Source organism: Capnocytophaga sp. oral taxon 902 (assembly GCF_013394735.1).
Classification (GTDB): domain Bacteria; phylum Bacteroidota; class Bacteroidia; order Flavobacteriales; family Flavobacteriaceae; genus Capnocytophaga; species Capnocytophaga ochracea.
In genome coordinates this window covers 127,421-152,307 of record NZ_CP058261.1, presented here as the reverse complement: position 1 = coordinate 152,307, position 24,887 = coordinate 127,421, and the positions used below count along the sequence as shown (strand labels likewise).

The following is a 24,887-nucleotide window of genomic DNA, read 5'->3' as shown; positions in this document are numbered from 1 at the left end:
TTGTAGTCTGTCGGATTATTTGCAATATTTTTTTGATTGTAAATTTACTTTTTCAAAAGAAAAAGTTGCTAAATCAAAATTATTGTTTATATTTGCGACCAAATTAGAAAAAGAAAACAATATCTATTTCTTTAAAAGTATTAAGATTATCAATTTAAAAAACTTATCCAAATGAGAGATTTAACTAAAATGACAAACATTGAGGACTTGCGTGTGGTGTGTAAACGCAACGTCCCTAAGATGTTCTATGAGTATGTAGACACCGGCTCTTGGACTGAATCAACTTACAGAGAAAATGTTTCCGATTTTAACCCTATTAAATTCCGTCAACGTATATTAGTGGATATGGATAACCGTACCCTCGAAAGTACTCTTTTAGGGCAAAAGGTAAAGTTTCCCGCTATGACGGCTCCTGTTGGCTTTATGGGAATGATGTGGGCTGATGGTGAAATCCATATGGCAAAAGCCGCTCAAAAATTTGGAATCCCCTTTACGCTTTCTACGATGTCTATCTGCTCTATCGAAGATTTGGTAGAAGCAGGAGTAGAGCCCTTTTGGTTTCAGTTGTATGTAATGCGCGACCGCGATTTTATGAAAGACCTTATTCGTCGTGCTAAAGATGCTAAATGCTCTGCTTTAATGATAACCGTAGATTTGCAGGTGCTCGGCAATCGTCATCGCGATATCAAGAATGGACTTTCCACCCCTCCTAAGTTCACTATCCCTAATATGATTAACCTTTCTACTAAAATTCCTTGGGGTTGCGCTATGTGTTTGGTAACCGCCGTTGGACATTCCGCAATATCGCAGGTCACGCAAAAAGCGTATCCGACCTCTCTTCACTTTCCTCTTGGACAAAAGAGCAGTTCGACCCAAGTCTTAGTTGGAAAGATATCGCCGAAATTAAAGAATTGTGGGGGGGACCTATCATCTTAAAGGGTATTATGACTCCTGAAGATGCTATCGAAGCTGTGAAATATGGTGCCGATGCGATTATTGTCTCTAACCACGGTGGTCGCCAAATGGACGATACTATTTCCACTATCAAAGCACTCCCCGATATTGTAAGCGCCGTAGGTAGCCAAACCGAAGTATGGATAGACTCTGGTTTCTATACAGGGCAAAATATGCTCAAAGCGTGGGCGTTGGGTGCCAAAGGTATTATGCTTGGTCGTGCTCCTGTATATGGGCTCGGTGCTTATGGCGAAGAAGGCGTAACTCGTGCTTTGCAAATATTATATGACGAAATGGATACTACTATGGCTTTTTCAGGTCATCGTAACCTCCAAGATGTAGATAGTAGTATTTTAGTAGAGGGTACTTATCCTCTACCAAGCAATAATTTCCGAGTTTAGTTTAACTTTCATTGTAAAAAGAAAGAGCTTAATACGAATGATGTATTAAGCTCTTTCACTTTTTATTACAAACTATTAAAATTTAAACCACTTATTCTTCATTATAAATGCTCCTTACAATCCCGTCGGCAAGACCAATGCGGGGTACGTGTACAATTTCTGCTCCTGACCATTTCATCGCATTGATGAACACTGTAAGTGCATACAGAATTACGTCGGCACGGTCGGGATTAAAGCCTAAGAGCCTGATGCGTTCATCGTAAGTAAATCCCGATACATAGTTAAGGTAATCGGTGAGGTACTGATAGCTCAGTGGTTCTCCTTCTCTGCTGTTGGAGTTCTTGTGTATCTTGTTGATGTTCCCTCCTGAACCAATGGCTTCTATATGCTCACAGTCTTTCGTATGCTTTTTTATCCAATGCTCCACTTCTTCCCACGTTTTATTGCTTACTTTGTTGTCTAATAGACGCACTGTACCTATGGGAAACGAACGCGACTTCTTTACCTTCCCCTTCGAGAAGACCGTAAACTCAGTACTACCCCCGCCTACGTCTATGTATAGGTAATCTTTATCTTTTTGTATTAAACTTGAAATATCGGTAGAGGCAATAATGCTCGCCTCTTCGGCGCCATCTATAATATCTATGCGCACTCCTGTACGTTTGTATACCTCATTGGCTACTTGTTGTCCATTGGTAGATTCTCGCATTGCCGAGGTCGCACAAGCGCGATACTTTTCTACTTGGTTTACTTTCATCAGCAAACTGAACGCTTGCATCGTGTCTGCCAATCTATCGGTGTTTTCTTCTGAGATGAGTCCGTCTAAAAACACATCAGCTCCCAAACGGATAGGCACGCGCACCAAGCTGGCTTTGGTAAATTTCGGAGCTTCGTTAGGCTCTTCCAATACGTTCGATATGAGCAATCTCACCCCGTTCGACCCTATGTCTATCGCTCCTAATTTTTTGATATTCATTTCGTAATTATTTGTCTTTGTCCATTTCTAAAGAGCGCACTTTTAGCGGGTTCTTGGTCAGTTCAGCGTATTCTTCACGGTTTCTAAACACATCTAAAGCAGTGAAAATAGCGTGACGAAACGACTCAGGGTCGGCAATGCCCTTGCCTGCTATTTCGTAAGCCGTACCGTGGTCGGGCGAAGTGCGTACTTTGCTAAGTCCTGCTGTGTAGTTCACGCCACTGCCAAAGGCAATGGTTTTGAACGCAATAAGCCCTTGGTCGTGGTAAGGTGCTAATACCGCATCGTAGTTCCGGTAGGTTTGTGAACCGAAGAAACTATCAGCAGCAAAAGGTCCAAATACCAATATATTCTCATCAAAATACAGCTTTTTCAAGGCTGGGCGTAACACTTCGTCATCTTCGTTACCTATCACGCCTTTATCTCCGCAATGTGGATTAATGCCCAATACGGCTATTTTAGGGCGTTGTAAGCGGAAGTCCTTAATTAGTGATTCGTTCATCAGGCGCGCTTTCTTCATAATGAGGGCTTCTGTAATAAGAGAAGAAACCTCTTTCAAAGGCACGTGGTCAGTAAGTAAACCCACTTTCAGGTCTTCGCTCACCATAAACATCAGGCTAGTACCGTTGAGCTCTTGTGCCAAATAATCGGTGTGACCAGGAAAGTGAAACGCGTCCGACTGTATGTTGTTCTTATTGATAGGAGCGGTTACTAGCACATCAATACTGTTGTTTTTTAATGCTTCCACCGCAGCTTGTAATGATAAAAAGGCATATTTGCCACCTTCTTCGGTTGCTTGTCCGAAGGTAACCGTAGGGGTTTCTTTCCAGCAGTTTAGCACATTTAGCTTGCCGTCAATAGCAGCTTCCACATTGTCGATTCCTTGAAAATTGGCAGTGGTATTGAAATGTTTCTTCTGAAAAGAAACTAACTTGTTCGAAGCAAAAATAATAGGCGTACACAATTCCAATATTTGGTGGTCTTCAAAGGTTTTTAGGATAATTTCAAGTCCTACACCGTTCATATCACCAATGGAAATTCCTACTTTTATGGGTTTTTCTTTCATAAAATGAAATGCATTTTAGGGTACTTATTCTTCTCTCTGAGTGTAGAATACGCTTATTCTGGGCAAGCGTTTTTCTACTTCTTCGTATTGCTGAGTAGTGAAATTACGGTTGTTGATGTACAAAACACCCTTCCACTGTATTTTCTCTATTGATTTTATAAACTGTTTGAAATCAAGCGGATTGTCGTTGATATTCACGTAAGTTAATCGTGGATTTTCAGCCAATGCTTGTGGTAATTTAGTGAGGTTGTTCGCATTGAAGTATACGTTTTCTAACTTTGGTAAACGTCCTACTGAGGCAGGTACTTCGCTAAGTGCAGCATTGCGCAACGATAGTTCTTCAAGTAGTGGCAACTTGTCGAAGTTATCAGGAAGTACTTTTATTTTGTTCTTCGTGTCAAACTGACTGATGATAAGTGATTTCAATTTAGGCAAGGCAAATACTTGCTCAGGGAAATCTGTAAATTCAGCTCCTTCAAACTTCAAATTTTCTAACTGTTTTAAGTTCATAAGTGACGCAGGTACTTCGGTAATCGGGTTATAGATATCTATAGTTTGCAAAACCGAAAGACTGCCGATGTTCTCAGGTAATTTGCTTAGGTTATTGAGGCGTAACACCAATACTTTTAGTGTTTTATTTTCAACACTTAGCTCAGGAAAAGAGGCTATCCCCACTTCCTTTATTTCCAATACTTCAAGTTGCTGAGCTTCACTGAAAAGCCTTCTTAATAAAGCCTCACTTACTTGCACTTCATTACTTGAATTACTATAAATTCTAACTTCTTTTAGCTTAGCAAAGTTAGTCTTCATAAGCTCCTCAGCGCTCCTAAAACTTTCTTCATCTCCGCTGGTAGTGGCAATTCTTATTTGCATAGATTGTGCCCCTGCAACAAACGGAATTGCGAGGGCAAACACGCATAAAAGTTGTTTTATTTTTTTCATTGTTCTATTTTTTATCTGTAAATAATTATTACTTTTGTCCTTTCAGAGTGCAAAGATATAAAAAATATGGGAGTAACACAAACTTATTCTTTTCATAGTAATGGTAAATTGCTCATTACGGGCGAATATGCAGTGCTCGACGGGGCGCTCGCTTTTGCTTTACCCACCCAAAAAGGACAGACGATGAAGGTAATAGAGGGAGCAAACGAAAACCGATGGCAAGCCTTTGATGCCAACGGTGATTTGTGGTTCGACAGTGCGACACTCACTACTGAAACCGACCAACAAATAGCACAAACATTGCAAAAAATTCTCACTACGGCTACTCACCTCAACCCCAATTTCAAAGACAAATGGTTACACTCTCAAGTGCAAACTCATTTAGAGTTCCCTCGTTTGTGGGGCTTAGGCACTTCCTCTACACTCATCAACAATATAGCGCAGTGGGCAGCCGTAAATCCATACGAACTGCTTTTTAAGAGTTTTGGTGGCAGTGGTTACGATATCGCTTGTGCCAAAAGCAATACTCCATTGTTGTATAAGTTGGAAGGAGGCAAACCACATGGTTACCCTTTGCGCTTTCTTTTTCCTCATACGCATCAAATCTACTTCGTTTATCTCAATCAGAAACAAAATAGCAAGGACGGAATTGCGCGTTATCGGTCAGTAACTAAAAGTAAACGTAAACTTGCTGAGAGCATTACTCGCCTTACTGAACAGTTTGTTTTAGCGCACACCATAACCGATGTTTGCCAGATATTAAACGAACACGAAACCCTCATTAGCAACTACTTGAGTATGCCCACCGTTAAAGAACACCTTTTCCCCGATTTCAACGGCACAGTGAAGAGTTTGGGCGCTTGGGGTGGTGATTTTGTATTAGCCATTTCCGAAACCGAAGATACCCCCGCTTATTTTGCTTCCAAAGGTTTTGATACTTGCGTCCCTTACAACGAAATGGTATAACATAAACCTCTGAATTGCTACTGTTGCATTTTTTCTGTTAAAATTGAGGTTTTACCCTTAATTTATTCAACATTTTAAAATCGTCTTATCTCCCTCTGATATTCAGTATAGTAAGCTCATTCCTTCGTCTTTCCTTCGTCTTAGGTTCGTCTTTCCTTCGCTTTAGCTTCGAGTTTCCTATAAGTTACCTATAAGATACGATAATGTTTAGTTGTACTGTTTTTCAGTACTTTATAAATTTGGAGCTAAAAAACATTTTACTGTCTTATTTTGAAGAAAAATTGCTGTTTTAACTATTTTTAACAGAAAAAACGCAAAAGTACTTTCCCTATTCATTGCCGATAGCACTATAGTAAAGTGCTTCATACATTGGCACTATTTTATCCTCGTCAAAACGTTCAGCTACTTTGCGGGCGTTCTGTTTAAATTGTGCCAATCGGGCTTTGTCTTCAAGTATGTAAATAGCCTTCTCTGCCATTGCTTTTACATCGCCTATGGGGCACAGATAGCCCGATACGCCCTCTTCATTCACTTCTGGAAGTCCTCCGGTATTGCTCGATACTACCGGAACGCCTGCTGCCATTGCTTCTAATGCCGAAAGTCCAAAGCTCTCAGAGGCAGAAGGGAGTAAGAATAAATCGGTGAAACACAAAATGCGGTCTATATCAGAGGTATTACCTAAAAACAGCACTTTGCTTTTGATGCCTAAATCCTTGCAGAGCTGGTCGGCTATCTCGCGCTCAGGTCCGTCGCCTACCATTATCAGCTTAGCGGGAAGTTTCTGCTGAATGCCATAAAAAATTCTCACCACATCGTCTATGCGTTTTACCTTCCTAAAATTACTAATGTGTGTAACGATGAGTTCCTCAGGCTTTGCCATTACAGTGCGTTTGCAAGGAGAAGTTTCTTTGGATTTTTTAATATTTGTGAAGTTAGGAATTACTTTAATATCTTTATCTATACGGAAAAGTCTTAGAGTATCTTGCTTCAAACTCTCGGACACTGAAGTTACAATATCCGATTCGTTAATGCTAAACGTGACTGCCTCTTTGTAAGTAGGGTGGTTGCCCACAAGGGTAATATCGGTGCCGTGAAGGGTCGTTACCATAGGCACTTCTATCCCTTCCCGTTTGAGCATTTGTTTAGCCATATAACCTGCATAAGCGTGCGGAATGGCGTAATGCACGTGCAAAATATCTATGTGATAGGTTTTTATCACATAAGCCATTTTGCTAGACAATGCTAGTTCGTAAGGCTGGTAGTGAAACAAGGGGTATTCTTCTACGTGCACTTCGTGAAAGTGAATGTTCATCTCCAAGAAGTCTAAACGCACGGGGTAACTATACGTGATAAAGTGCACCTGATGACCTTTGCGAGCTAAGGCAATCCCGAGTTCGGTAGCTACAACACCACTCCCTCCAAAGGTAGGGTAACACACTATGGCTATATTCATATTTGATATATATTAGAGAGGCAAAGGTACTAATTTTTCTGTGGGTATTGAAAATATTAACAAAAAATTATATCTTTGTACTCACTAAATAGTGTTCTATATGAAAACTTTAGATTCTTTTATAAATATTAAAAACGGCGATTTTCTCCTTATAAAAGGAGAGACCATCACTGCTGATACTACTTTTACAATTCTTAGAGAACGTTTTCCTAATAACGAAGTATGGGACGTAGGGACAGGCTATTATTGGTTGTATTTCAGCGATTGTTCTTTTGAGGGGAAGTTATTTAATGTGTCGCTTTGTTTTGAAGGAGAACAGCTAAAATTCTTAGGTTTTGCAATGAAGAATGAAAAACAAACCTCGTGGGACGATTGGAGTGAAGTATACGAATTGCAGACTGAAAAATACTATGACCAATGGCTTACAGCACATATAGGCAAGGAACGCACTTTCTCTTGGGGAACTATTAAATCTATTTACGACCACAAAGGAGGGGGTACAGCTATTTGGGTGAATTATAACAAATAAAAGAGGAATTGGTACCTCAGCTTAAAAGCTATAATGCTCTTTAATTTGAAATGACGAATAGGTAAAGCGGGTTATAAATCTTCGTTCAAACTATCAATAATAGTTAGTTTAGCAAAGCGTAATAATATATTTTTTAAGCCTCCTGTCTCGAAATTTATTTGCGCCTTTTTATCATTTCCTGCTCCTTCCAATGAAATTACTTTACCACGACCGAAACGTTCGTGATAAACTACTGTTCCTATATCCAGTCCGTTATAAGTATTTTTATTATTACTATCAGAATTATACAAAGCATTCACAGGTTTTAACTTCCTGAGTTTTTGTTGTTCTTCTCCTGTTGGGGCGTTTTTATGAGGAGGTATTCCACTTATAGGTTTCTGCAAACGTAGTTTACTTTTATCTACTTCACCAAAAATATCCCTATCAATAAGTGGTTTATATCGATAATTAGGATTAGAAATAGAAGGTGTAAGATACTGCAAATAGCGTTCATCTATTTCTTCGATAAATCTACTTGGCTCGGCATCAGAAAGTTTTCCCCAACGATAACGGTTTTCTGCATAAGTTAAATAGGCTTGTTTCTCAGCACGGGTGAGTGCTACATAAAATAACCTTCTTTCTTCTTCCAAATCATTACGCGATTGTATGCTCATTGCCGAAGGAAACAAATCTTCTTCCATTCCTACCACGTATACATACGGAAACTCCAATCCTTTTGCCAAGTGAATAGTCATCAAAGCTACACGGTCATCATCACCTATCTCTTTATCCATATCAGTAGCCAAAGCAACATCTTCTAAATATTCTGAAAGACTTGCCCTGCTATCTGCTACATCTTCTTGTCCTTCTACAAAATCTTTCATACCATTAAGCATCTCTTCGATGTTTTCCATTTTGGCTATACCCTCGGGAGTACCATCTTTTTTAAACTCTTGCAAAAGCCCTGTTTTCTTTGCGACTTGTTCGGCAACTTCAAAAGCATTTGCTTTTTGATTGAGAGCTTGAAAGTTAAGAATCATTACCACAAAATCAGTAAGTTTTTGCTTTGTAGTAGTATTGATGTGCAGTTCTGGAAGTTTATTGATGTTATACATTATCTCGAAGATAGACTTCTTATAATGATTTGCTGCCAAAGTAAGCTTTTCCATTGTAGTTTCTCCAATACCTCGTGCAGGAAAATTGATAATGCGCACCAAAGCTTCCTCATCATTTGGATTGATAATAAGTCTCAAATAAGCAAGCATATCTTTGATTTCCTTACGCTGGTAGAATGACAATCCGCCATAGATGCGATATGGAATATCACGTTTTCTAAGGGCATCTTCAATAGCACGCGATTGTGAGTTAGTACGATAAAGTACCGCAAAATTACCATTAGGGAGCTGGTATTGCATCTTGTTTTCGAAGATAGAGCTCGCTACAAAACGACCTTCATCAGCATCAGTAGGACTTCTATGCACTTTAATAGGTTCACCTAATTCATTTTCAGTGAAAACTACCTTTTCCAATCGTATTTTATTGTGTTCTATCACACTATTAGCTGCTTCCACAATGTTTTTTGTAGAACGATAATTTTGCTCTAACTTATATTCTTTTGCTTCTGGATAATCATTTTTGAAATTGAGAATATTATTGATGTTTGCTCCCCTAAAAGCATAAATACTTTGCGCATCATCTCCTACTACACAAATGTTATGAAAACGGTCAGCCAAAGCCTTCACGATAAGATATTGAGAGTGATTGGTATCTTGATACTCATCTACAAGAATATACCTAAACCTATTTTGATATTTTGCCAATACATCAGGATATAGATTGAGGAGTTCATTTGTTTTCAGCAGTAAATCGTCAAAATCCATTGCTCCTGCTTTAAAACACCTATCTACATATTCTTGATAAATTTCTCCTAAACGTGGTTGTCTTGCCATTGCATCAGCTTCCATCAGTTCAGGATTATTAAAATAGGCTCTCACCGTAATAAGACTGTTTTTAAAGGAAGAAATACGCGATTGTATTCGTTTATACTTATAGATATCCTTGTCCAACTCCATCTCTTTAATGATACCATTAATAAGGCGCTGAGAGTCTTGAGTGTCATATATAGTAAAATTTTGAGGATATCCCAATTTATCGGCTTCGATGCGCAAGATTTTAGCAAAAACAGAGTGGAATGTACCCATCCATAGGTTCTTTGCTTCGTTGTTGCCTACAAGACTGGCAATACGCTTTTTCATTTCGTTGGCAGCCTTATTAGTAAAGGTAAGAGCAAGGATATTGAAAGCATCTACTCCTTCTCGCATCAAGTTGGCTATACGATAAGTAAGCACGCGAGTTTTACCAGAGCCTGCTCCTGCTATCACGATGATAGGTCCATCTTTTTGAAGCACGGCAGCACGTTGAGGGGCATTTAGACTTTCTAATTCCTTTAAAAATGTATCCATAATAATCTTCGCAAAAGTATGATGTATGTATATTATCCTCGTTTGAGTTCTATGACAGTAATTTCAGGCCATACGCCTAACCTTCCAGGGAATGCGTGATACCCAAACCCACGATTTACGTTTAAATATTGTGCTCCTTCTTGATACATACCTCCCCAATATTTATAAATATATTGTGAGGGACTCCACCGCCATTGGGGTATTTCAATCCCACACTGCATTCCGTGTGTATGACCGCTAAGGGTGAGCGCTATGTTCTTTCTCTCGGGCAAAACAATTTCTTGAAAATGAGTAGGGTCGTGGCTCATCAGTATTTTAAAATCTTCTTCGTTTACCCCCTCCATAGCTTTATTGAGGTCGCCGTATTTAGAGAACCTGCCGCGCCCCCAGTTTTCAACGCCTATAAGGGCAATCTTTTCGCCATTGCGTTCTAAATAGCGATGTTCATTGAGGAGTAAGTCCCAACCCATTTCCTTTTGTAAATCAAACAAGTGTTCTAAGTTTTTGCGCTTGGCTTCAACGCTTTCCCAAGAAGAGTAATCGCCATAATCGTGGTTACCCATAATAGAAAAGACACCATCAGGAGCGTGCAACGTAGCAAACAAGCTTTTCCAATCGTGAACCTCCTCTGCCAAGTTATTTACTAAATCGCCCGTAAAAAGAATGACATCACTCTTTTGAGCATTGATAAGTTCTACTCCATAACGTATCTTTTCATAATTGTCAAAACTCCCACAGTGAATATCAGAGATTTGAGTAATTCGATAGCCGTCGAACGCCTTAGGAAGGTCGGGAAAATAAAGGGTATACTTCCATACCTTGTAATTGTACTTTCCTTTAAAAATAGCGTAGAGGATAGAGGCAAAAGGAATAGCCGCCAAGCCCCAACCCAGCATACTGATAAACTTGCGTCGCGAGGGCAAACGAGGAGCGTTTTGCTTTTTCTTGCTGAAAAGAGCGCGTATAAGCCGAGTAATATCTTCTATAAGCAAAGGTAAACTGACAAACAAGCAGATGATGAGCCACGTAAGCAGTCCTGCCACAGCATATTGCTGAGGAGCACTCCACACCGTTTTACCTCTGTTGAACCAATGATAAAGGAGGTTGAGAACAATCGCTACTGCTATTCCCCAAAAAGTCCAATGTATCCATCGTGCTGCGGCAAGAGTCTTTAAACTTCTGCTAGCATAAAAACTCAATAAGAAATACAGCGTAAAGATACTGATAAGTATAATATAAATCATAGAATATTTGCCTATTCGTTAATTTGCTAATTTGCTAATAATCTCACGAATAACTTTAACGTTAGAAATAGGTCTTTTGGTTTCATCTAAAAAACTTTCTGTTTTGAACGAGAAAGGTAAGGTAGTACCTAAATCTTCGAAAACAGTACCTGAGAAATGTACTTCGGTAAAACCGGCAGCTTTTATCTGCACGATACTTTGCGCATTGATGCCACCACCGGGCATAATAGTAGGTTGTCCTCCGCCAATGCGATTGAGTTCTTTTAGAAGAGCGAGCCCCTCAATAGCCGATTTCTTACCTCCTGAGGTGAGAATGCGTTTCACTCCCAAACGTTTCAAGGTTTGAATAGCTACAATGGGGTCGGGGGCACAGTCGAAAGCGCGATGATAGATAAATTCCATATCACCAGAGGCTTCAATGAGGCGTGCGGTGCGTTCTTCATCGATGGTATTGTTGCGGTGCAATACACCCGTTACTACGCCCATACAACCCAGCTCACGGCAAAGAACAATATCGCGCAACATTACATCGAATTCTTCTTCGGTATAAGTGAAATCGCCACTGCGTGGACGTATCAGCACACAATTGCCGATGCTCAGTTCGTCCATTACTTTTTTAATCAATCCGTAGCTGGGAGTGATGCCTCCTACTCCCAATTCACTGCATAATTCAATGCGAGTAGCACCTGCTTCTTGTGCATTTTTAGCCGACTCGAATGAGCTGGCACATATTTCGTAAATCATAATGTCTTTGTTAATTTGGAGTGCAAAGGTAGAGAATAATTAGCAAATGAGCAAAATTTTAATTAATGGTTAGTGGTTAATGACGAATGTAATGTGGAAGAGGGATTTCAACTTTGATAAAGACAGTAAGGGAGGTGTGGCGACGGAAAGGCGAATGATGAGTGGGTCTACAGTGGGTCTACAGTGGGTCTACAGTGGGTCTACAGTGGGTCTACAGTGGGTCTACAGTGGGTCTACAGTGGGTCTACAGTGGGTCTACAGTGGGTCTACAGTGGGTCTACAGTGGGTCTACAGTGGGTCTACAGTGGGTCTACAGTGGGTCTATAATGAATAAAAGACAGTGTGAGTTACACGGACAGATATAGAAAAGACAAAGGTAACCTCCGCCTTACACATACCCAGCTTTCGCTGGCTTCCTCCAAAGGGGGAACTACAGCGACGTAAAGACGAACAAAAGACGAACAAAAGACGAACAAAAGACGAACAAAAGACGAACAAAAGACGAACAAAAGACGAACAAAAGACGAACAAAAGACGGTGCGAGCCACACGGGCAGATAGAGAAAAGACGAACAAAACCTCTCCCTAACCTGCTCCAAAGGGAAAAATAAAGCGACGTAAAGACGAACAAATGACGAAGGGAAAGTGAAGGTAAGTTAAAGCTAAGATAGAGATAAAAAGAAGGTTATTAGTGGATTTTAACATTGCCAAAGGTTTGAAATTTTGACAATGTTCATACAAACAACGGTGCGAGTGATACGGGCAGATAATGGAACAATGAAAGAGAATAGGTTTTGTGAAGTAATATAAGTGTTGGAATATAGGGAGTGGTTTGTAAATGACTAATATATAATGTGTAACAGAAAAGAGAGAGACTCTATTGTAATAGGAAAATGATGGATTTATTCTTGGAAATAAATTATAGTACGAAGTTATGTGCTTTGCTTTATACATATTAATATAACCTTTCTATTTTATTATTACGCGCTTTATTTTCTATTTCGAATAAATTAATAGGCTGTTATTAATTAAAAGTTTTATTATTGTAGTTTTTATGCTATGTAGAATTTGTAAAATAAAATATTTTAAATTATTCTTTATGATAGATTTTTGAATGAAATAGAAAATAAAAAGATTGTTTATAGTTGTTTTTTCGAAATAATACGAAAATATAATACTTTTTGTTTAATTCAAATATATATGTAAATCAGTTTGTTATGCCTAAAATCAACATTTCATAAAATTTATATATAAAAAAACTTTATTAAATATTTGGTCATATCATTTTTTATTTGTTATTTTGCCCCGTCGATTAAAGAAGAATAAAAACTAAATCACAATTAAAACTAAGATACTATTTAATAATGGATTTTAAACAATTAGAAAAACAATATCGCGATGAATTGTTACAAAACGTGATTCCGTTTTGGCTAGAGAAATCGCAAGACAAAGAATATGGTGGTTATTTTACTTGTCTTGACCGCCAAGGAAATGTATTTGATACCGATAAGTTTATTTGGCTACAAGGGCGTGAAGTATGGCTCTTTGCAATGCTTTATAACCGTGTAGAAAAACGGCAAGAATGGTTGGACTGTGCTATACAAGGGGCAGAGTTCCTCAAGAAATACGGACACGACGGAAACCTAAACTGGTATTTTTCATTAGACCGACAAGGTAACCCTCTTGTGGAACCTTATAATATTTTCTCTTATACCTTTGCTACGATGGCTTTCGGTCAGTTGAGCATTGCCACAGGCAATCAAGAATATGCCGATATAGCCAAACGCACTTTTGATATTATCCTTTCTAAACAAGATAATCCTAAGGGAAAATGGAACAAAGCCTACCCAGGCACTCGTTCGCTTAAAAACTTTGCCTTGCCTATGATTCTCTGTAATTTGGCATTAGAGATAGAACCCTTATTGGACGAGGCTTTTATCGAGAAAACGATGGATACTTGTATTCACGAAGTAATGGACGTATTTTTACGCCCTGAACTGGGTGGCATCGTAGTAGAAAATGTAAATGCAGACGGTTCGCTATCTGATACTTTTGAAGGTCGTCAGCTTACTCCCGGTCACGCCATTGAGGCAATGTGGTTTATAATGGACTTAGGCAAGCGTCTCAATCGTCCTGAGCTCATCGAAAAGGCGGTGCAAACAACTCTAAAAATGATTGACTACGGTTGGGATAAACAGTATGGCGGTATCTACTACTTTATGGATAGAAAAGGCTGTCCGCCCCAACAATTAGAATGGGATCAGAAACTGTGGTGGGTACATATAGAAACGCTTATCTCGCTGATAAAAGGATATCAACTCACTGGTAATAAAGAGTGCTTGCAGTGGTTTGAGAAAGTGCATCATTACACTTGGGAACATTTTAAAGACCCTAAACATCGCGAATGGTGGGGGTACCTCAACCGCCAAGGCGAAGTGCTCTTAGACCTCAAAGGCGGTAAATGGAAGGGCTGTTTCCACGTACCACGTGGCTTATATCAAGTGTGGAAAACAATTGCAATGATTAATGGTTAATTGTTAATGGTTAATGATAAAAGACAAATAATGAACAGAAAAACTTTGACAAAGTCTAAGCTACTTTGCCAAAGTTTCCTGCCCGTGCGGCTCGCACCTTTGGCAAAGTCTGCACTACTTATTTTATATCTAATAGTATTGACGGCTTGTACAGAAACCCAAAAAGAACAACCTATGAAAATTAATATTACAACACTTACCACCCAAGGCTTGGAAGGCGATTTGCAGAAAGGCGTTTCGGCTTCTTATGCTGCCCTGCTCAACGGTGAATTATTGGTAGCAGGAGGGTGTAACTTCCCTGATAAACTCGGGTTTGAAGGCGGAAAGAAAGTGTTTTACGATGAAATACTTCACTTCAATAAAACACAAAACCAATGGCAAACAGTGGGCAAACTTCCTGAAGCAGCGGCGTATGGGGTATCGGTAGCGATTCCTGCTGGCTATCTGTGGATAGGAGGACAGACGGCTACACACTCTTTAGCCAATTGCTATAAGGTGCAGTATTCAAAAGAAAAAGGCATTACGCTTACTTCTTTCCCTTCTTTGCCTGAACCACTCGACAACTTTGCAGGTGCGAGTATAGGTAGCAAGGTGTTTGTAGCAGGAGGTAGTGCTTCGGGAAAGCCCTCTAACAAAGTGTATTATATTGATACTGCTACTGATAAAGAGTGGCATCGCTTGCCTGATTTCCCCGAAGAGCCCAGTGTACAACCTGTATTAGTAGCGATGGAACAAGAGGGTGATACACACTTATTCTTGTTAGGAGGCTTTTTCGGGGGGGATGCTACCCGCGTGCCTACCCTCTCTACTGCTGTGTGGAGGTATAGTGTGCAACAACAGCAATGGCAAAAAGTAGCTACACAAGAAAGTCCTGATAAAGTGATATTTTCGCTCACAGGAGCTACAGCTTTGGCTATTGATAACCGCTATATTGCTTGTTTTGGAGGTGTAAATGCGACACTTTTCTTAAAAACCATCACCGACCTCTATCATATAGGTCGCGATACTACCCTCACTGATGAGACACGCAAGCAGAAAAACTACGATTATATGTCGCATTATATGACACAGCCTATTGAGTACTATCGTTTCAATAAAGAGTGTTATCTGTTCGATACTCACACGCAACAGTGGTCGGTGCTCGATACACAAACTGATTTCGCTCGAGCAGGTGCTACCTTAGTAGGCTCTCCAGATGAGTTCTACCTCGTGCAAGGAGAACTAAAACCGGGTGTACGTAGCAATAAAACTTTTAAAGTTGTGGTAAAATAGTATATACTTATTTAAGGGAGAGACAATGTCTCAGAAATCAATCAAAAAAACAAAATCAAACAAACTTTTGTTAATCTGTTAGATTTTCTGACCGTAGGGAGGCTCTTTAACAAACCAATATAACAATTGATACTATGAAAAACAGTAAAATATACCCTTGGATAGTAGTGGCATTGCTATGGGTGGTGGCACTATTGAATTATTTAGATCGACAAATGCTCTCCACGATGCAGGAGTCGATGAAAATGGACATCAAAGAGCTTGCTGTGGGAGAAAATTTTGGTAGGCTGATGGGAGTCTTCCTTCTTATCTACGGATTGATGAGCCCTGTGGCTGGTATTATTGCCGACCGCGTGAACCGCAAGTGGATGATTGTAGGGAGCCTGTTTGTATGGTCGGCAGTAACTTATGGTATGGGTTATGCGACAACCTTTAATCAGGTGTATTGGCTGCGCGCCTTAATGGGACTCAGTGAAGCGCTTTACTTAGCTACTGCTCTTTCTATGATAGCCGATTACCATACTTCAAAAACACGCTCTTTGGCTATAGGTATTCATATGTCGGGGCTTTATGCAGGGCAAGCCTTAGGAGGCTTTGGAGCTACTATTGCCTCTAACTATACTTGGCATACTGTGTTTCACTGGTTTGGTATGGTAGGGATAGTGTATGCTTTTTTCTTGGTATTTACTCTCTTTGATATAGAGCGCAAACCACAAGCAACTACACAAACAACGTCAGCACCGAAAAACTCATTGTTGTCGTCGCTTGCCCTTGTGTTTGGCACTTTCTCTTTCTGGATACTCTTGTTCTACTTTATGGCATCGAGCTTTCCAGGCTGGGGAACTAAGAACTGGTTGCCTACGCTCTTTGCTACTAACTTAAATGTACCGATGGCTACCGCAGGACCTATAGCAACAATTTCTATCGCTATATCTTCTTTCTTAGGAGTGCTCATAGGAGGTACATTGTCCGACCGCTGGGTACAGACAAATATCAAAGCGCGTATCTATACTAGTACTATTGGTTTAGGGCTTACCATTCCTGCCTTGATACTCATAGGCTTTGGAGAGTCGTATGTAGCAATGATAGGGGCAACCTTGCTTTTTGGTATTGGTTACGGAATGTTTGATACCAACAATATGCCTATCTTATGCCAAATTATTCCACAACAGCAACGCGCTACGGCTTATGGCATTATGAATATGGGAGGCGTATTTTCGGGCTATGCTGTTACCTTAATGCTTGGTACTTCTACCGATGCGGGTAATTTAGGAGCTGATTTTAGCAAACTCTCGGTGATTATCTTAATAGCCATTGTACTGATGTTGTTATTCTTAAAACCTAAGAGAGAATTGTGTGGAGAATAATAATCCCCAACCCCTCCCAAGGAGGAGCTAATTGAAATAGAATTATTAATAAACACTCTCCTTATTATTGCTTTTGAGGTTCCCCTTCCCCTTCCTTTTTGGGAGGGGAAGAAAGGAGAGGGAGAGGAATAAATAACTAAATAAAATGACATTTGAAAAAATTAATGGGCTGATAGTAGCGCCCTTTACACCTTTTGACAAGAAAGGAGAAGTAAATTTAGACCCTATTGATAAATATGCAAAACTCTTGCAAAAAAATGGATTGATAGGCGTATTTATCAATGGTTCGTCAGGTGAAGGCTATATGATGACGGTTGAAGAACGTATGAAGATAGCCGAAAAATGGGTATCAGTAGCTCCCAAAGGCTTCAAAGTGATTGTACACTGTGGGGCTACCTGCATCAAAGATAGCCATAAAATGGCACAGCACGCCCAAGAAATTGGAGCTTTCGGTATAGGGGCAATGGCTTCACCTTTCCCCAAAGCGGGTAGGGTAGAGGAGCTGGTGAAATACTGCGAGGAAATAGCTTGTGGAGCGCCTAATCTGCCTTTCTATTTTTACCATATTCCTGTGCTCAATGGGGTGTACCTTCCTATGTTGCCGTTTCTTAAAGCCGCTGACGGACGTATTCCTAACTTAGCGGGTATCAAATACACCTACGAACCACTTTATGAGTACAACCAATGTATGTTGTACAACAATGGCAAATACGATATGCTCTACGGCTTAGACGAGACTATCCTCAATGCTCTTGTAATGGGGGGTGCTCGTGGTGGCATTAGCGGTACTGGTAGCTATATAGGCAAGGTATTGGTAGGTATCATAGATGAATATCACAAAGGCAATATTGCCAAAGCTGCTGAGTTGCAAAACTACGCCCAAGACGTGATAAATGTAATTGCTAAATATCGTGGCAACATAGTGTGCGGCAAGCGTATAATGAAGTTGCTTGGTTTAGACTTAGGTATCAATCGTACGCCTTTCCAAAACATTACTGATGAAGAGGAAGCAGTCATTAAGAAAGAATTGGAAAGCATTGATTTCTTTAACAAATGTAACCAAATGTAGTATATATAAAATGTAATTAACCTACCACCCCATTGTATTTATAAAATCAATCAGTAAAAATTAAAGTAATGAAGCAAAAGTATTTATTTAATGTATTCTTCTTGTTGTTTTTTACCACAATAGGTTGGGCACAAGAGATAATGGTGAAAGGGACGGTTTCTTCTGATGAAATGCCGTTGCCAGGTGCTGCTGTAGTTGTGAAAGGTACCACACACGGTACCCAGACCGACTTTGAAGGGAACTATACCCTCACTGCAAAGGAGGGTGATATTCTTGTATTTAGCTTTGTAGGATATACTACCCAAGAGAGAAGAGTAACAGGTAGTCGCCCTATTAATGTGTCGTTAAAGGAAGAAGCGAATGTATTGGAAGAAGTAGTGCTTACTGCTTATGGAGGTACACAAAAGAAAGCAAAAGTAACGAGTTCTATTGCTTCAGTGAAAACAGAAGTATTATCAACCGGTTCTTTTTCTAACCCTGCTCAAGCTCTTTCAGGAGCAGTGGCCGGACTTAGGGTAGCACAGACTTCAGGAAGTCCAGGAGCTGCTCCTACCTTAGTACTTCGTGGAGGTACTAATCTTGATGGTTCAGGCTCACCCCTTGTTATCATAGATGGACAAATCAGAGGGGGATTGAATGACATCAACCCCGATGATATTGAATCAATGGATATATTAAAAGATGCTGGTGCTACTGCTATTTATGGAGCAAGAGCTAGCAATGGGGTAGTATTGGTAACTACTAAAAAAGGTAGATTAGGTGTTTCGTCACTGAATGTAAAATTGAAGCACGGATTTGCTTATATGAATAACCAAGTGGAGTTTCTTAATGCACGTGATTATCTTTATTGGCAACGTACAGCGGTACGTAATAGTGCCCGTGTATGGCAAAATGCTTCAGGTGATTGGAAAGGATTTACTAACGAAGCGAGTTTAAGTGGTGCACAACCTTACGGTACTGGTAATATACACTTCAAAAGTATGACCGATGATACGGTATTAAATCCTAATGAAAGTGCTAATTCATATTGGTCTACTATGTTCTCAGAAAGCCTTTCGCCTTCTCAAAAACAAAAACTTCTTTCAGAAGGATGGCAAACGATGACGGATCCTATTACAGGTAAAGAGCTTATTTTTTATGATTTTGATTTCAAAAAGGCAGCTTTCCGTCCTTTTGCTCTTACTAGAGACTATTCGTTATCAATGACAGGAGGTAATGACAAAGGAAAATATTATGCTGGTTTGGGCTATTATAACCAAGAAGGTTTGCCTATCAAGAGTTGGTATAAGCGACTCACTGGTACTTTGAACGCTGAGTATAAGTTAAAACCTTGGCTTACTTCCACCAGCAACTTCTCAATAGCCTATGCTACTTGGTATAAAAATGTGAATACTTCTGCAGATGATGCTTATTTTGGACGTATGCTTTCAGCTCCCCCTACTCAAAAAGAAAAAGTAAATGGGCAGATAGTAATGGGACGTGGAGGAGGTGACGGTAACCCACGTTTTTATGAAAATATATTTCTCCGTGATAATAATACCAATAAAATTAATTTCGGACAAAGTCTTAGAGCTGATTTGTACAAAGGACTTTCATTAACAGTGAGTGGACAAGTGATGTTTGATGAAGAATATTATGAAAGTTTTAATAAAGACCACCAAACCTCACCAGGTAAAGCAGCTAACAACTGGAGTAGAACTAGAAGTACTTCAGCCAGCTTTGGAAGAACTATACGCCAAACTTATAATAGTATCTTAAACTACAAGTTTGACATAAAATCTCATCACTTTGATGCTATGGCAGGTTATGAGTACTACGACAGCTATACACGCGGGCTTAGTGCTTCAGGCTCAGAAGCACCTACTGATGAATTCCAAGACTTAGGTTTGACTTCTAATAAAGAAGGTAAACGTGGGATAGATTCATATCATTATGGCAATAGAATCAAATCATATTTTGGACGTTTAAACTATGACTATGCTGATAAGTATTTGTTTTCATTTACTATTCGCCGTGATGGATATTCTCGATTGATTAATAATCGTTGGGGTAACTTCCCAGCAGCTTCTCTGGGTTGGATTATCACCCGTGAAGAGTTTATCCCTGACAATATAAAACGAGTACTTTCGTTTGCAAAACTCAGAACCAGTTTTGGTTTGAATGGTAATGTACCTGACAAATTTATAGGTGATTATACCTTACAAGGTTCTTATGGCACTAATAAGTACAATGGGGCAGTAGGCTATGTCATAGGTACTTTTCCTAATAAAGGACTTCGTTGGGAGAAAACGCGTACCTTTGAAGTTGGATTAGATTTAGGTTTTATCCAAAACCGTATCAATGCTAATTTTACATTGTACGATCGTTTGACAAGTGATAAGATACAGTCAATGACACTTCCACACTCATCAGGAGCTTCTGCTATCAATACTAACAATGGGTCTTTCAGAAACAGAGGAGTAGAGATAGAAACCAACTTCCGGATTATTGATAAGAATGATTTGCATTGGAGTTTAGCGATAAATGCTGCTTATAACAAAAATACGGTAGTAAAACTACCTCATAACGGTTACCCTAATAATAGGCAAGATGCTATTGAGGTCTATAATCCTACCACAGGTGAAAAAGAATGGGTAGGAGGTTATCAAGAAGGGCAAGAGCCTGGTGATATGTATGCTCACGAAGCGTTAGGTATATACCAAAATGAAGAACAAGTAAGACGCTTAGCTGATAATTTGGTTGATGAAACCGGATCTAAAAAGCTATACGGGCCTGCCGCTTGGGCAAGACTAAGTGATGCTGAAAAAGAAAAAGGACTTCCTATCCAGCCTGGAGATGTAATTTGGAGAGATGTGAATGGAGATGGTAAAATTGATAATTATGACTTAGTGAAAGCTGGTAATATTTACCCTAAATGGACAGGAGGTATCAATACTACCTTAAGTTATAAAAATATTCGACTTTCTGCTCGTATGGACTATGCGCTCAACTTCAAACAGCGTATCTCAATAGGTAACTCATTACCTTGGTACTTAGGTAATATGCAAGGTACTTTTAACACTGTTAAACAGGTAAATGATACTTGGACACCCGATAATCCTACTGCTAAATATCCTAAATATTATTGGGCTGACCAGCTTGGTAAACGTAATTACTACCGTAGTTCAACAATGTTTATTTATGAAGGAAGTTACTTAGCCTTCCGTGAGATAGCTCTTAGTTATAATTTCCAAAAAGATATAGTTAGTAAAATGGGACTTGATAATTTAGAGCTATCTTTGATAGGTCAGAACTTAGGTTACCTTACTAAAGCCGAAACTTATTCTCCTGAGGCTTTGGGACAATCAAACTCAGGCTATCCATTGCCAAGGACTATTATCTTAGGATTAAATCTAACCTTTTAAAAAATGCAACATATGAAAGTTTTAAAATATATAACAATTATCGCAGGGCTATTACTTACAGTCTCTTGTAATGATTTAGACCTTGTTCCAGAGGACTATAATGGTAGTGGTAACTTCTGGAAAAATGAAGCTCAAGTAGTAGGAGCTATCGAGGGAGTGCATAACCAATTTAGGAGTAATGATTTTAACTATTGGATAATGGGTGAAGCACGTGGAGGTACTATGGTGCCCGGTGGTACGTCATCATTAGAGCAGAATATATATTATTCCGATATAAAAATACAGAACTTTTCTGCTCAAAATCCTAATAACAGTTCTTGGTTTGACTTTTATGGAAAGATTTTTAATATCAACAATGCTATTAAGAATATTCAAGAAGCCAATTATTTAAGTGAAACCAATAAGAATTATTATTTAGGGCAAATGTACGGAATGCGTGCGTGGTACTATTTTTGGCTTTACAGAACCTATGGGGGTGTACCCATTAAAACTGGAACTGAAATATTAGACAAGACGCCTAGTAGTGGTAAAGAATTATTTACGCCTCGCAGTACTCCAAAAGCTACTTTAGATTTCATAAAGACCGATATTAATAACTCTGAAAAATATTTTACAGATTCTAACAGAGTGAATAATTTTGATAGAATACATTGGTCATATTATGCTACCTTGATGCTCAAAGCTGAGATTTATCTTTGGTCAGCCAAAGTCACTACTGGTGACCAAGTTCCTTCTGCATCTGATTTAGACACTGCAAAAGAAGCATTAGACAAGGTAGCTAGTTCAGGTAAATTTAGTCTTTTGCCTAACTATGCCGATGTATTTGCTTACAATAAAAAGCAAAATAATGAGATTATATTTGCAATGGCTTTTTTAGAAAATGAAGCAAGTACTCCGTTCAACTCATTTATGTATTATCCACCCAATTTTATCAATAAATACGATGAAACTGGGAAAGCTTTTCCTAATAACGACCCCTTGAAGATTCAGTCAGGGTTCTTATTCAATGAGTATAAATTTGAATTGTTTCAGGCTTTTGATGCTACTGATACCCGTAGAGCTACTACATTCCTATCGTTCTACTCTAATGCAGCTAAAACACAAGGGAGAGGGATAGCTCTCATTAAATATATAGGCTTTATAAACTCAGCGAACACTCGTGTTTTCTCTGATGATATACCTGTATACCGCTATGCCGATGTACTGTTGATGTATGCTGAGATAGCTAATAAGCAAGGCTCTGACCCCTCTACTTATATCAACCAAATTAGACAGAGGGCTTATGGTTCAAATTATACTTCAGCTAATGCGTATACACATACTAACTTTGCTGATGGTGAGTTAGCTATCTTGAAAGAACGTGATAAAGAGTTTGTAGCCGAATCTAAACGCTGGTTTGATGTTCGCCGTCTACAAGATGCTTCTGGTAAACCTCTTGTATTTTCAAAAGAGGCAAGTTATGGTACAGTGGCGGGCAATGTAGAGCCTATACTGAACCAAAATACAGAAGCACATAAGCTACTTTGGCCTATCAATTCTGATATTATCAGCAGAGATACACTCGTTACTCAAACACCTGGTTACAAATAAAGATAAAGATTTTTAGCTTTATTGAAGATGAAAACGGAGTTCCTTGTAAGAGGGGCTCTGTTTTCTGTTTTATATATTTCTTTCTTCAAAAAAAGTATCTCTGCATTCAATTGTTGAATGCAGAGGTACTGTCTATTTGCGGACTCTATATAGAGTATATAGAGTGGTTCACTATTTTAATTTCAACTCTTCTACTATCTTTTGGATTTTTCCGTCCAAAACCTTTTGAGTTGCTTCAAAAGCGTCTACACTGCTCAAAGATGTATTTACACTGAAATAAAACTTAATCTTAGGCTCTGTACCGCTGGGGCGTGCTGCTACGCGGGTACCCTTATCGGTGTGGTAGATGAGCACATTCGATTTAGGAACGTCTATATCTTCTACTTTACCAGTAAGTGGGTGGAATGCCTTAGACGATTGGTAATCGCAAATCAGCGTTACTTTTTCTCCGTTAATTTCCTTCAACGGATTTTCGCGCAAGTTTTTCATCATCTTAGCAATCTCTTCTGAGCCCGAAATACCTTTTTTCACTAAGGAAATGAGGTACTCTTTGTAGAATCCGTATTTAGTATAAGCGTGTAGCAATTCTTTGTAGAACGAACTGCCTTTAGCTTTAGCAAATGCAGCAATCTCACAAGCCAATAGGGTCGCAGTTACGGCATCTTTATCGCGTACGAAATCACCAACCATATAACCGAAGCTTTCCTCTCCACCGCCTATGAAAGTGAGCTTAGGGAAGTCTTTTATCATCTTGGCAATCCATTTAAAGCCCGTGAGTCCTTCTTTGTATTGCACTTTGTAAGCATTAGCAATTGCGTGAACCATAGGAGTCGAAACAATAGTAGAAGCTACAAACTCATTGCCTTTAAAGCCTTTTTTGCTTTGTTGTGCCAAGAGAAAATCGGTCATCATTACCATTGTTTGGTTACCGTTAAGTAGGACCATTTTGCCGTGAAGGTCGCGAACGGCTATACCTATTCGGTCACAATCGGGGTCGGTACCTATTACGATATCAGCTCCTATTTCGTCTGCTTTTTTGAGTGCCAACGTAAGAGCTTCGGGCTCTTCGGGGTTAGGTGATTTTACAGTTGGGAAGTTACCATCAGGTACAGCTTGTTCTTCTACGATGTGTACATTAGTAAAGCCTGCGCGTTTGAGCACATCGGGTACCATAGTGATAGACGTTCCGTGCAAAGAAGTAAATACAATTTTTAGCTTGTCTTTCTCAGGAGCATTGAAGTCCCCGTGTTTGATAGATGCTTCGGCAAAAGCATTGTCAAGTTCTTTGTCGATATAGTGAATAAGACTCTCATCGGCGTTGAATTTGATGTCTTTGAAGTCAATTGCTTCAATAGCTTTCATAATATCGCCATCTTCAGGCGGTACAGTTTGTCCGCCGTCTTCCCAATACACTTTATAACCGTTGTATTCTGGGGGGTTGTGAGAGGCGGTAAGCACGATACCCGCTTGACAGCCTAAGTAGCGTACTGTAAACGAAAGCTCTGGGGTAGGGCGGAGGTCAGAGAAGAGGAATACTTTTATGCCATTAGCCGCAAACACATCGGCTACTATTTTGGCAAACTTCTTAGAGTTATTGCGACAGTCGTGAGCGATAGCCACTTTAATCTCTTGGTTAGGGAAGCATTTTTTGAGGTAGTTGCTCAATCCTTGGGTATTTTTGCCTAACGTGTATTTGTTGATGCGGTTAGTACCGATTCCCATAATACCGCGCATACCACCAGTACCGAACTCTAAGTTCTTGTGAAAGGCTTCGTTGAGCTCATCGGGATTTCCGTCGATGAGGGCTTGAACCTTGTTGCGGGTTTCTGCATCAAAAGTGTCAGAAAGCCACATTTTTGCTGTTTCAATACTTTTCATAAAATTAATTTTATATAGAGGCTGACTCTTGTTATATATTTTATCAGCGTTGTTTTTC

The 24,887-nt window shown here is 39.4% G+C and carries 17 protein-coding genes and 1 pseudogene; 10 read left to right on the top strand and 8 right to left on the bottom strand.

Features of this window, described 5'->3' with window-relative positions; genetic code table 11:
- Nucleotides 1-171: 171 nt before the first annotated feature.
- Nucleotides 172-1,355 (top strand): annotated as a pseudogene (locus tag HW278_RS00590) (L-lactate dehydrogenase).
- A 91-nt stretch (nt 1,356-1,446) separates the two neighbouring features.
- Here the strand turns inward: HW278_RS00590 and HW278_RS00585 are convergent.
- The 3 genes from HW278_RS00585 to HW278_RS00575 are packed head-to-tail and all read right to left on the bottom strand — an operon-like array spanning nt 1,447 to nt 4,339.
- On the bottom strand, nt 1,447-2,331 hold the full coding sequence (locus HW278_RS00585; RefSeq protein ID WP_178976610.1) for a Ppx/GppA phosphatase family protein: 885 nt from the start codon (nt 2,329-2,331) through the stop codon (nt 1,447-1,449).
- 7 nt (nt 2,332-2,338) lie between these two features.
- Nucleotides 2,339-3,397 (bottom strand): 4-hydroxythreonine-4-phosphate dehydrogenase PdxA, encoded by a 1,059-nt coding sequence (gene pdxA / locus HW278_RS00580; protein ID WP_178976609.1) that lies wholly within the window; start codon nt 3,395-3,397, stop codon nt 2,339-2,341.
- Between the two features lie 24 nt (nt 3,398-3,421).
- Entirely contained in the window at nt 3,422-4,339 is a 918-nt protein-coding gene (locus tag HW278_RS00575) for a leucine-rich repeat domain-containing protein (protein WP_178976608.1), read from the bottom strand.
- Between the two features lie 66 nt (nt 4,340-4,405).
- Here HW278_RS00575 and HW278_RS00570 point away from each other — a divergent pair, with 66 nt between their 5' ends.
- Nucleotides 4,406-5,305 (top strand): GYDIA family GHMP kinase, encoded by a 900-nt coding sequence (locus HW278_RS00570; RefSeq protein ID WP_178976607.1) that lies wholly within the window; start codon nt 4,406-4,408, stop codon nt 5,303-5,305.
- 328 nt (nt 5,306-5,633) lie between these two features.
- Here HW278_RS00570 and bshA read toward each other — a convergent pair whose 3' ends face one another.
- Nucleotides 5,634-6,758 (bottom strand): N-acetyl-alpha-D-glucosaminyl L-malate synthase BshA, encoded by a 1,125-nt coding sequence (bshA, locus tag HW278_RS00565; protein WP_178976606.1) that lies wholly within the window; start codon nt 6,756-6,758, stop codon nt 5,634-5,636.
- A 100-nt stretch (nt 6,759-6,858) separates the two neighbouring features.
- Here bshA and HW278_RS00560 point away from each other — a divergent pair, with 100 nt between their 5' ends.
- Nucleotides 6,859-7,287, top strand: a complete 429-nt coding sequence (locus HW278_RS00560; protein ID WP_178976605.1) for a hypothetical protein — start codon at nt 6,859-6,861, stop codon at nt 7,285-7,287.
- A gap of 71 nt (nt 7,288-7,358) precedes the next feature.
- Here HW278_RS00560 and HW278_RS00555 read toward each other — a convergent pair whose 3' ends face one another.
- The 3 genes from HW278_RS00555 to HW278_RS00545 are packed head-to-tail and all read right to left on the bottom strand — an operon-like array spanning nt 7,359 to nt 11,716.
- On the bottom strand, nt 7,359-9,728 hold the full coding sequence (locus HW278_RS00555; RefSeq protein ID WP_178976604.1) for an ATP-dependent helicase: 2,370 nt from the start codon (nt 9,726-9,728) through the stop codon (nt 7,359-7,361).
- 32 nt (nt 9,729-9,760) lie between these two features.
- Entirely contained in the window at nt 9,761-10,972 is a 1,212-nt protein-coding gene (locus HW278_RS00550) for a metallophosphoesterase (RefSeq protein WP_178976603.1), read from the bottom strand.
- Nucleotides 10,973-10,990: 18 nt separating this feature from the next.
- A complete protein-coding gene (locus HW278_RS00545; protein WP_178976602.1) occupies nt 10,991-11,716 on the bottom strand; it encodes a copper homeostasis protein CutC in 726 nt (241 codons plus the stop codon).
- A 91-nt stretch (nt 11,717-11,807) separates the two neighbouring features.
- On the opposite strand from HW278_RS00545, the gene HW278_RS00540 reads away from it, so the two are divergent.
- From HW278_RS00540 to HW278_RS00510, 7 genes are all read left to right on the top strand, one after another.
- Nucleotides 11,808-12,050, top strand: a complete 243-nt coding sequence (locus HW278_RS00540) for a hypothetical protein (RefSeq protein ID WP_178976528.1) — start codon at nt 11,808-11,810, stop codon at nt 12,048-12,050.
- Nucleotides 12,051-13,079: 1,029 nt separating this feature from the next.
- Nucleotides 13,080-14,249, top strand: coding sequence for an AGE family epimerase/isomerase (locus HW278_RS00535; protein ID WP_002672367.1), 1,170 nt, complete (start codon nt 13,080-13,082; stop codon nt 14,247-14,249).
- A gap of 6 nt (nt 14,250-14,255) precedes the next feature.
- Nucleotides 14,256-15,521, top strand: a complete 1,266-nt coding sequence (locus tag HW278_RS00530; RefSeq protein WP_178976601.1) for a cyclically-permuted mutarotase family protein — start codon at nt 14,256-14,258, stop codon at nt 15,519-15,521.
- A gap of 134 nt (nt 15,522-15,655) precedes the next feature.
- On the top strand, nt 15,656-16,888 hold the full coding sequence (locus tag HW278_RS00525) for an MFS transporter (RefSeq protein WP_015783040.1): 1,233 nt from the start codon (nt 15,656-15,658) through the stop codon (nt 16,886-16,888).
- Between the two features lie 145 nt (nt 16,889-17,033).
- Nucleotides 17,034-17,957, top strand: coding sequence for a dihydrodipicolinate synthase family protein (locus HW278_RS00520; protein ID WP_128090685.1), 924 nt, complete (start codon nt 17,034-17,036; stop codon nt 17,955-17,957).
- 68 nt (nt 17,958-18,025) lie between these two features.
- Nucleotides 18,026-21,361 carry a SusC/RagA family TonB-linked outer membrane protein gene (locus tag HW278_RS00515; RefSeq protein ID WP_178976600.1) on the top strand — a complete coding sequence of 1,112 codons (3,336 nt, stop codon included), beginning with the start codon at nt 18,026-18,028 and terminating at the stop codon, nt 21,359-21,361.
- Between the two features lie 12 nt (nt 21,362-21,373).
- The gene (locus HW278_RS00510) at nt 21,374-22,951 is read left to right on the top strand and encodes a RagB/SusD family nutrient uptake outer membrane protein (RefSeq protein WP_111972438.1); all 1,578 of its coding nucleotides are present in this window, start codon (nt 21,374-21,376) and stop codon (nt 22,949-22,951) included.
- A gap of 171 nt (nt 22,952-23,122) precedes the next feature.
- On the opposite strand, the gene HW278_RS00505 is transcribed toward HW278_RS00510, so the two are convergent.
- Nucleotides 23,123-24,829 (bottom strand): phospho-sugar mutase, encoded by a 1,707-nt coding sequence (locus tag HW278_RS00505; RefSeq protein ID WP_178976599.1) that lies wholly within the window; start codon nt 24,827-24,829, stop codon nt 23,123-23,125.
- Between the last annotated feature and the right edge of the window lie 58 nt (nt 24,830-24,887).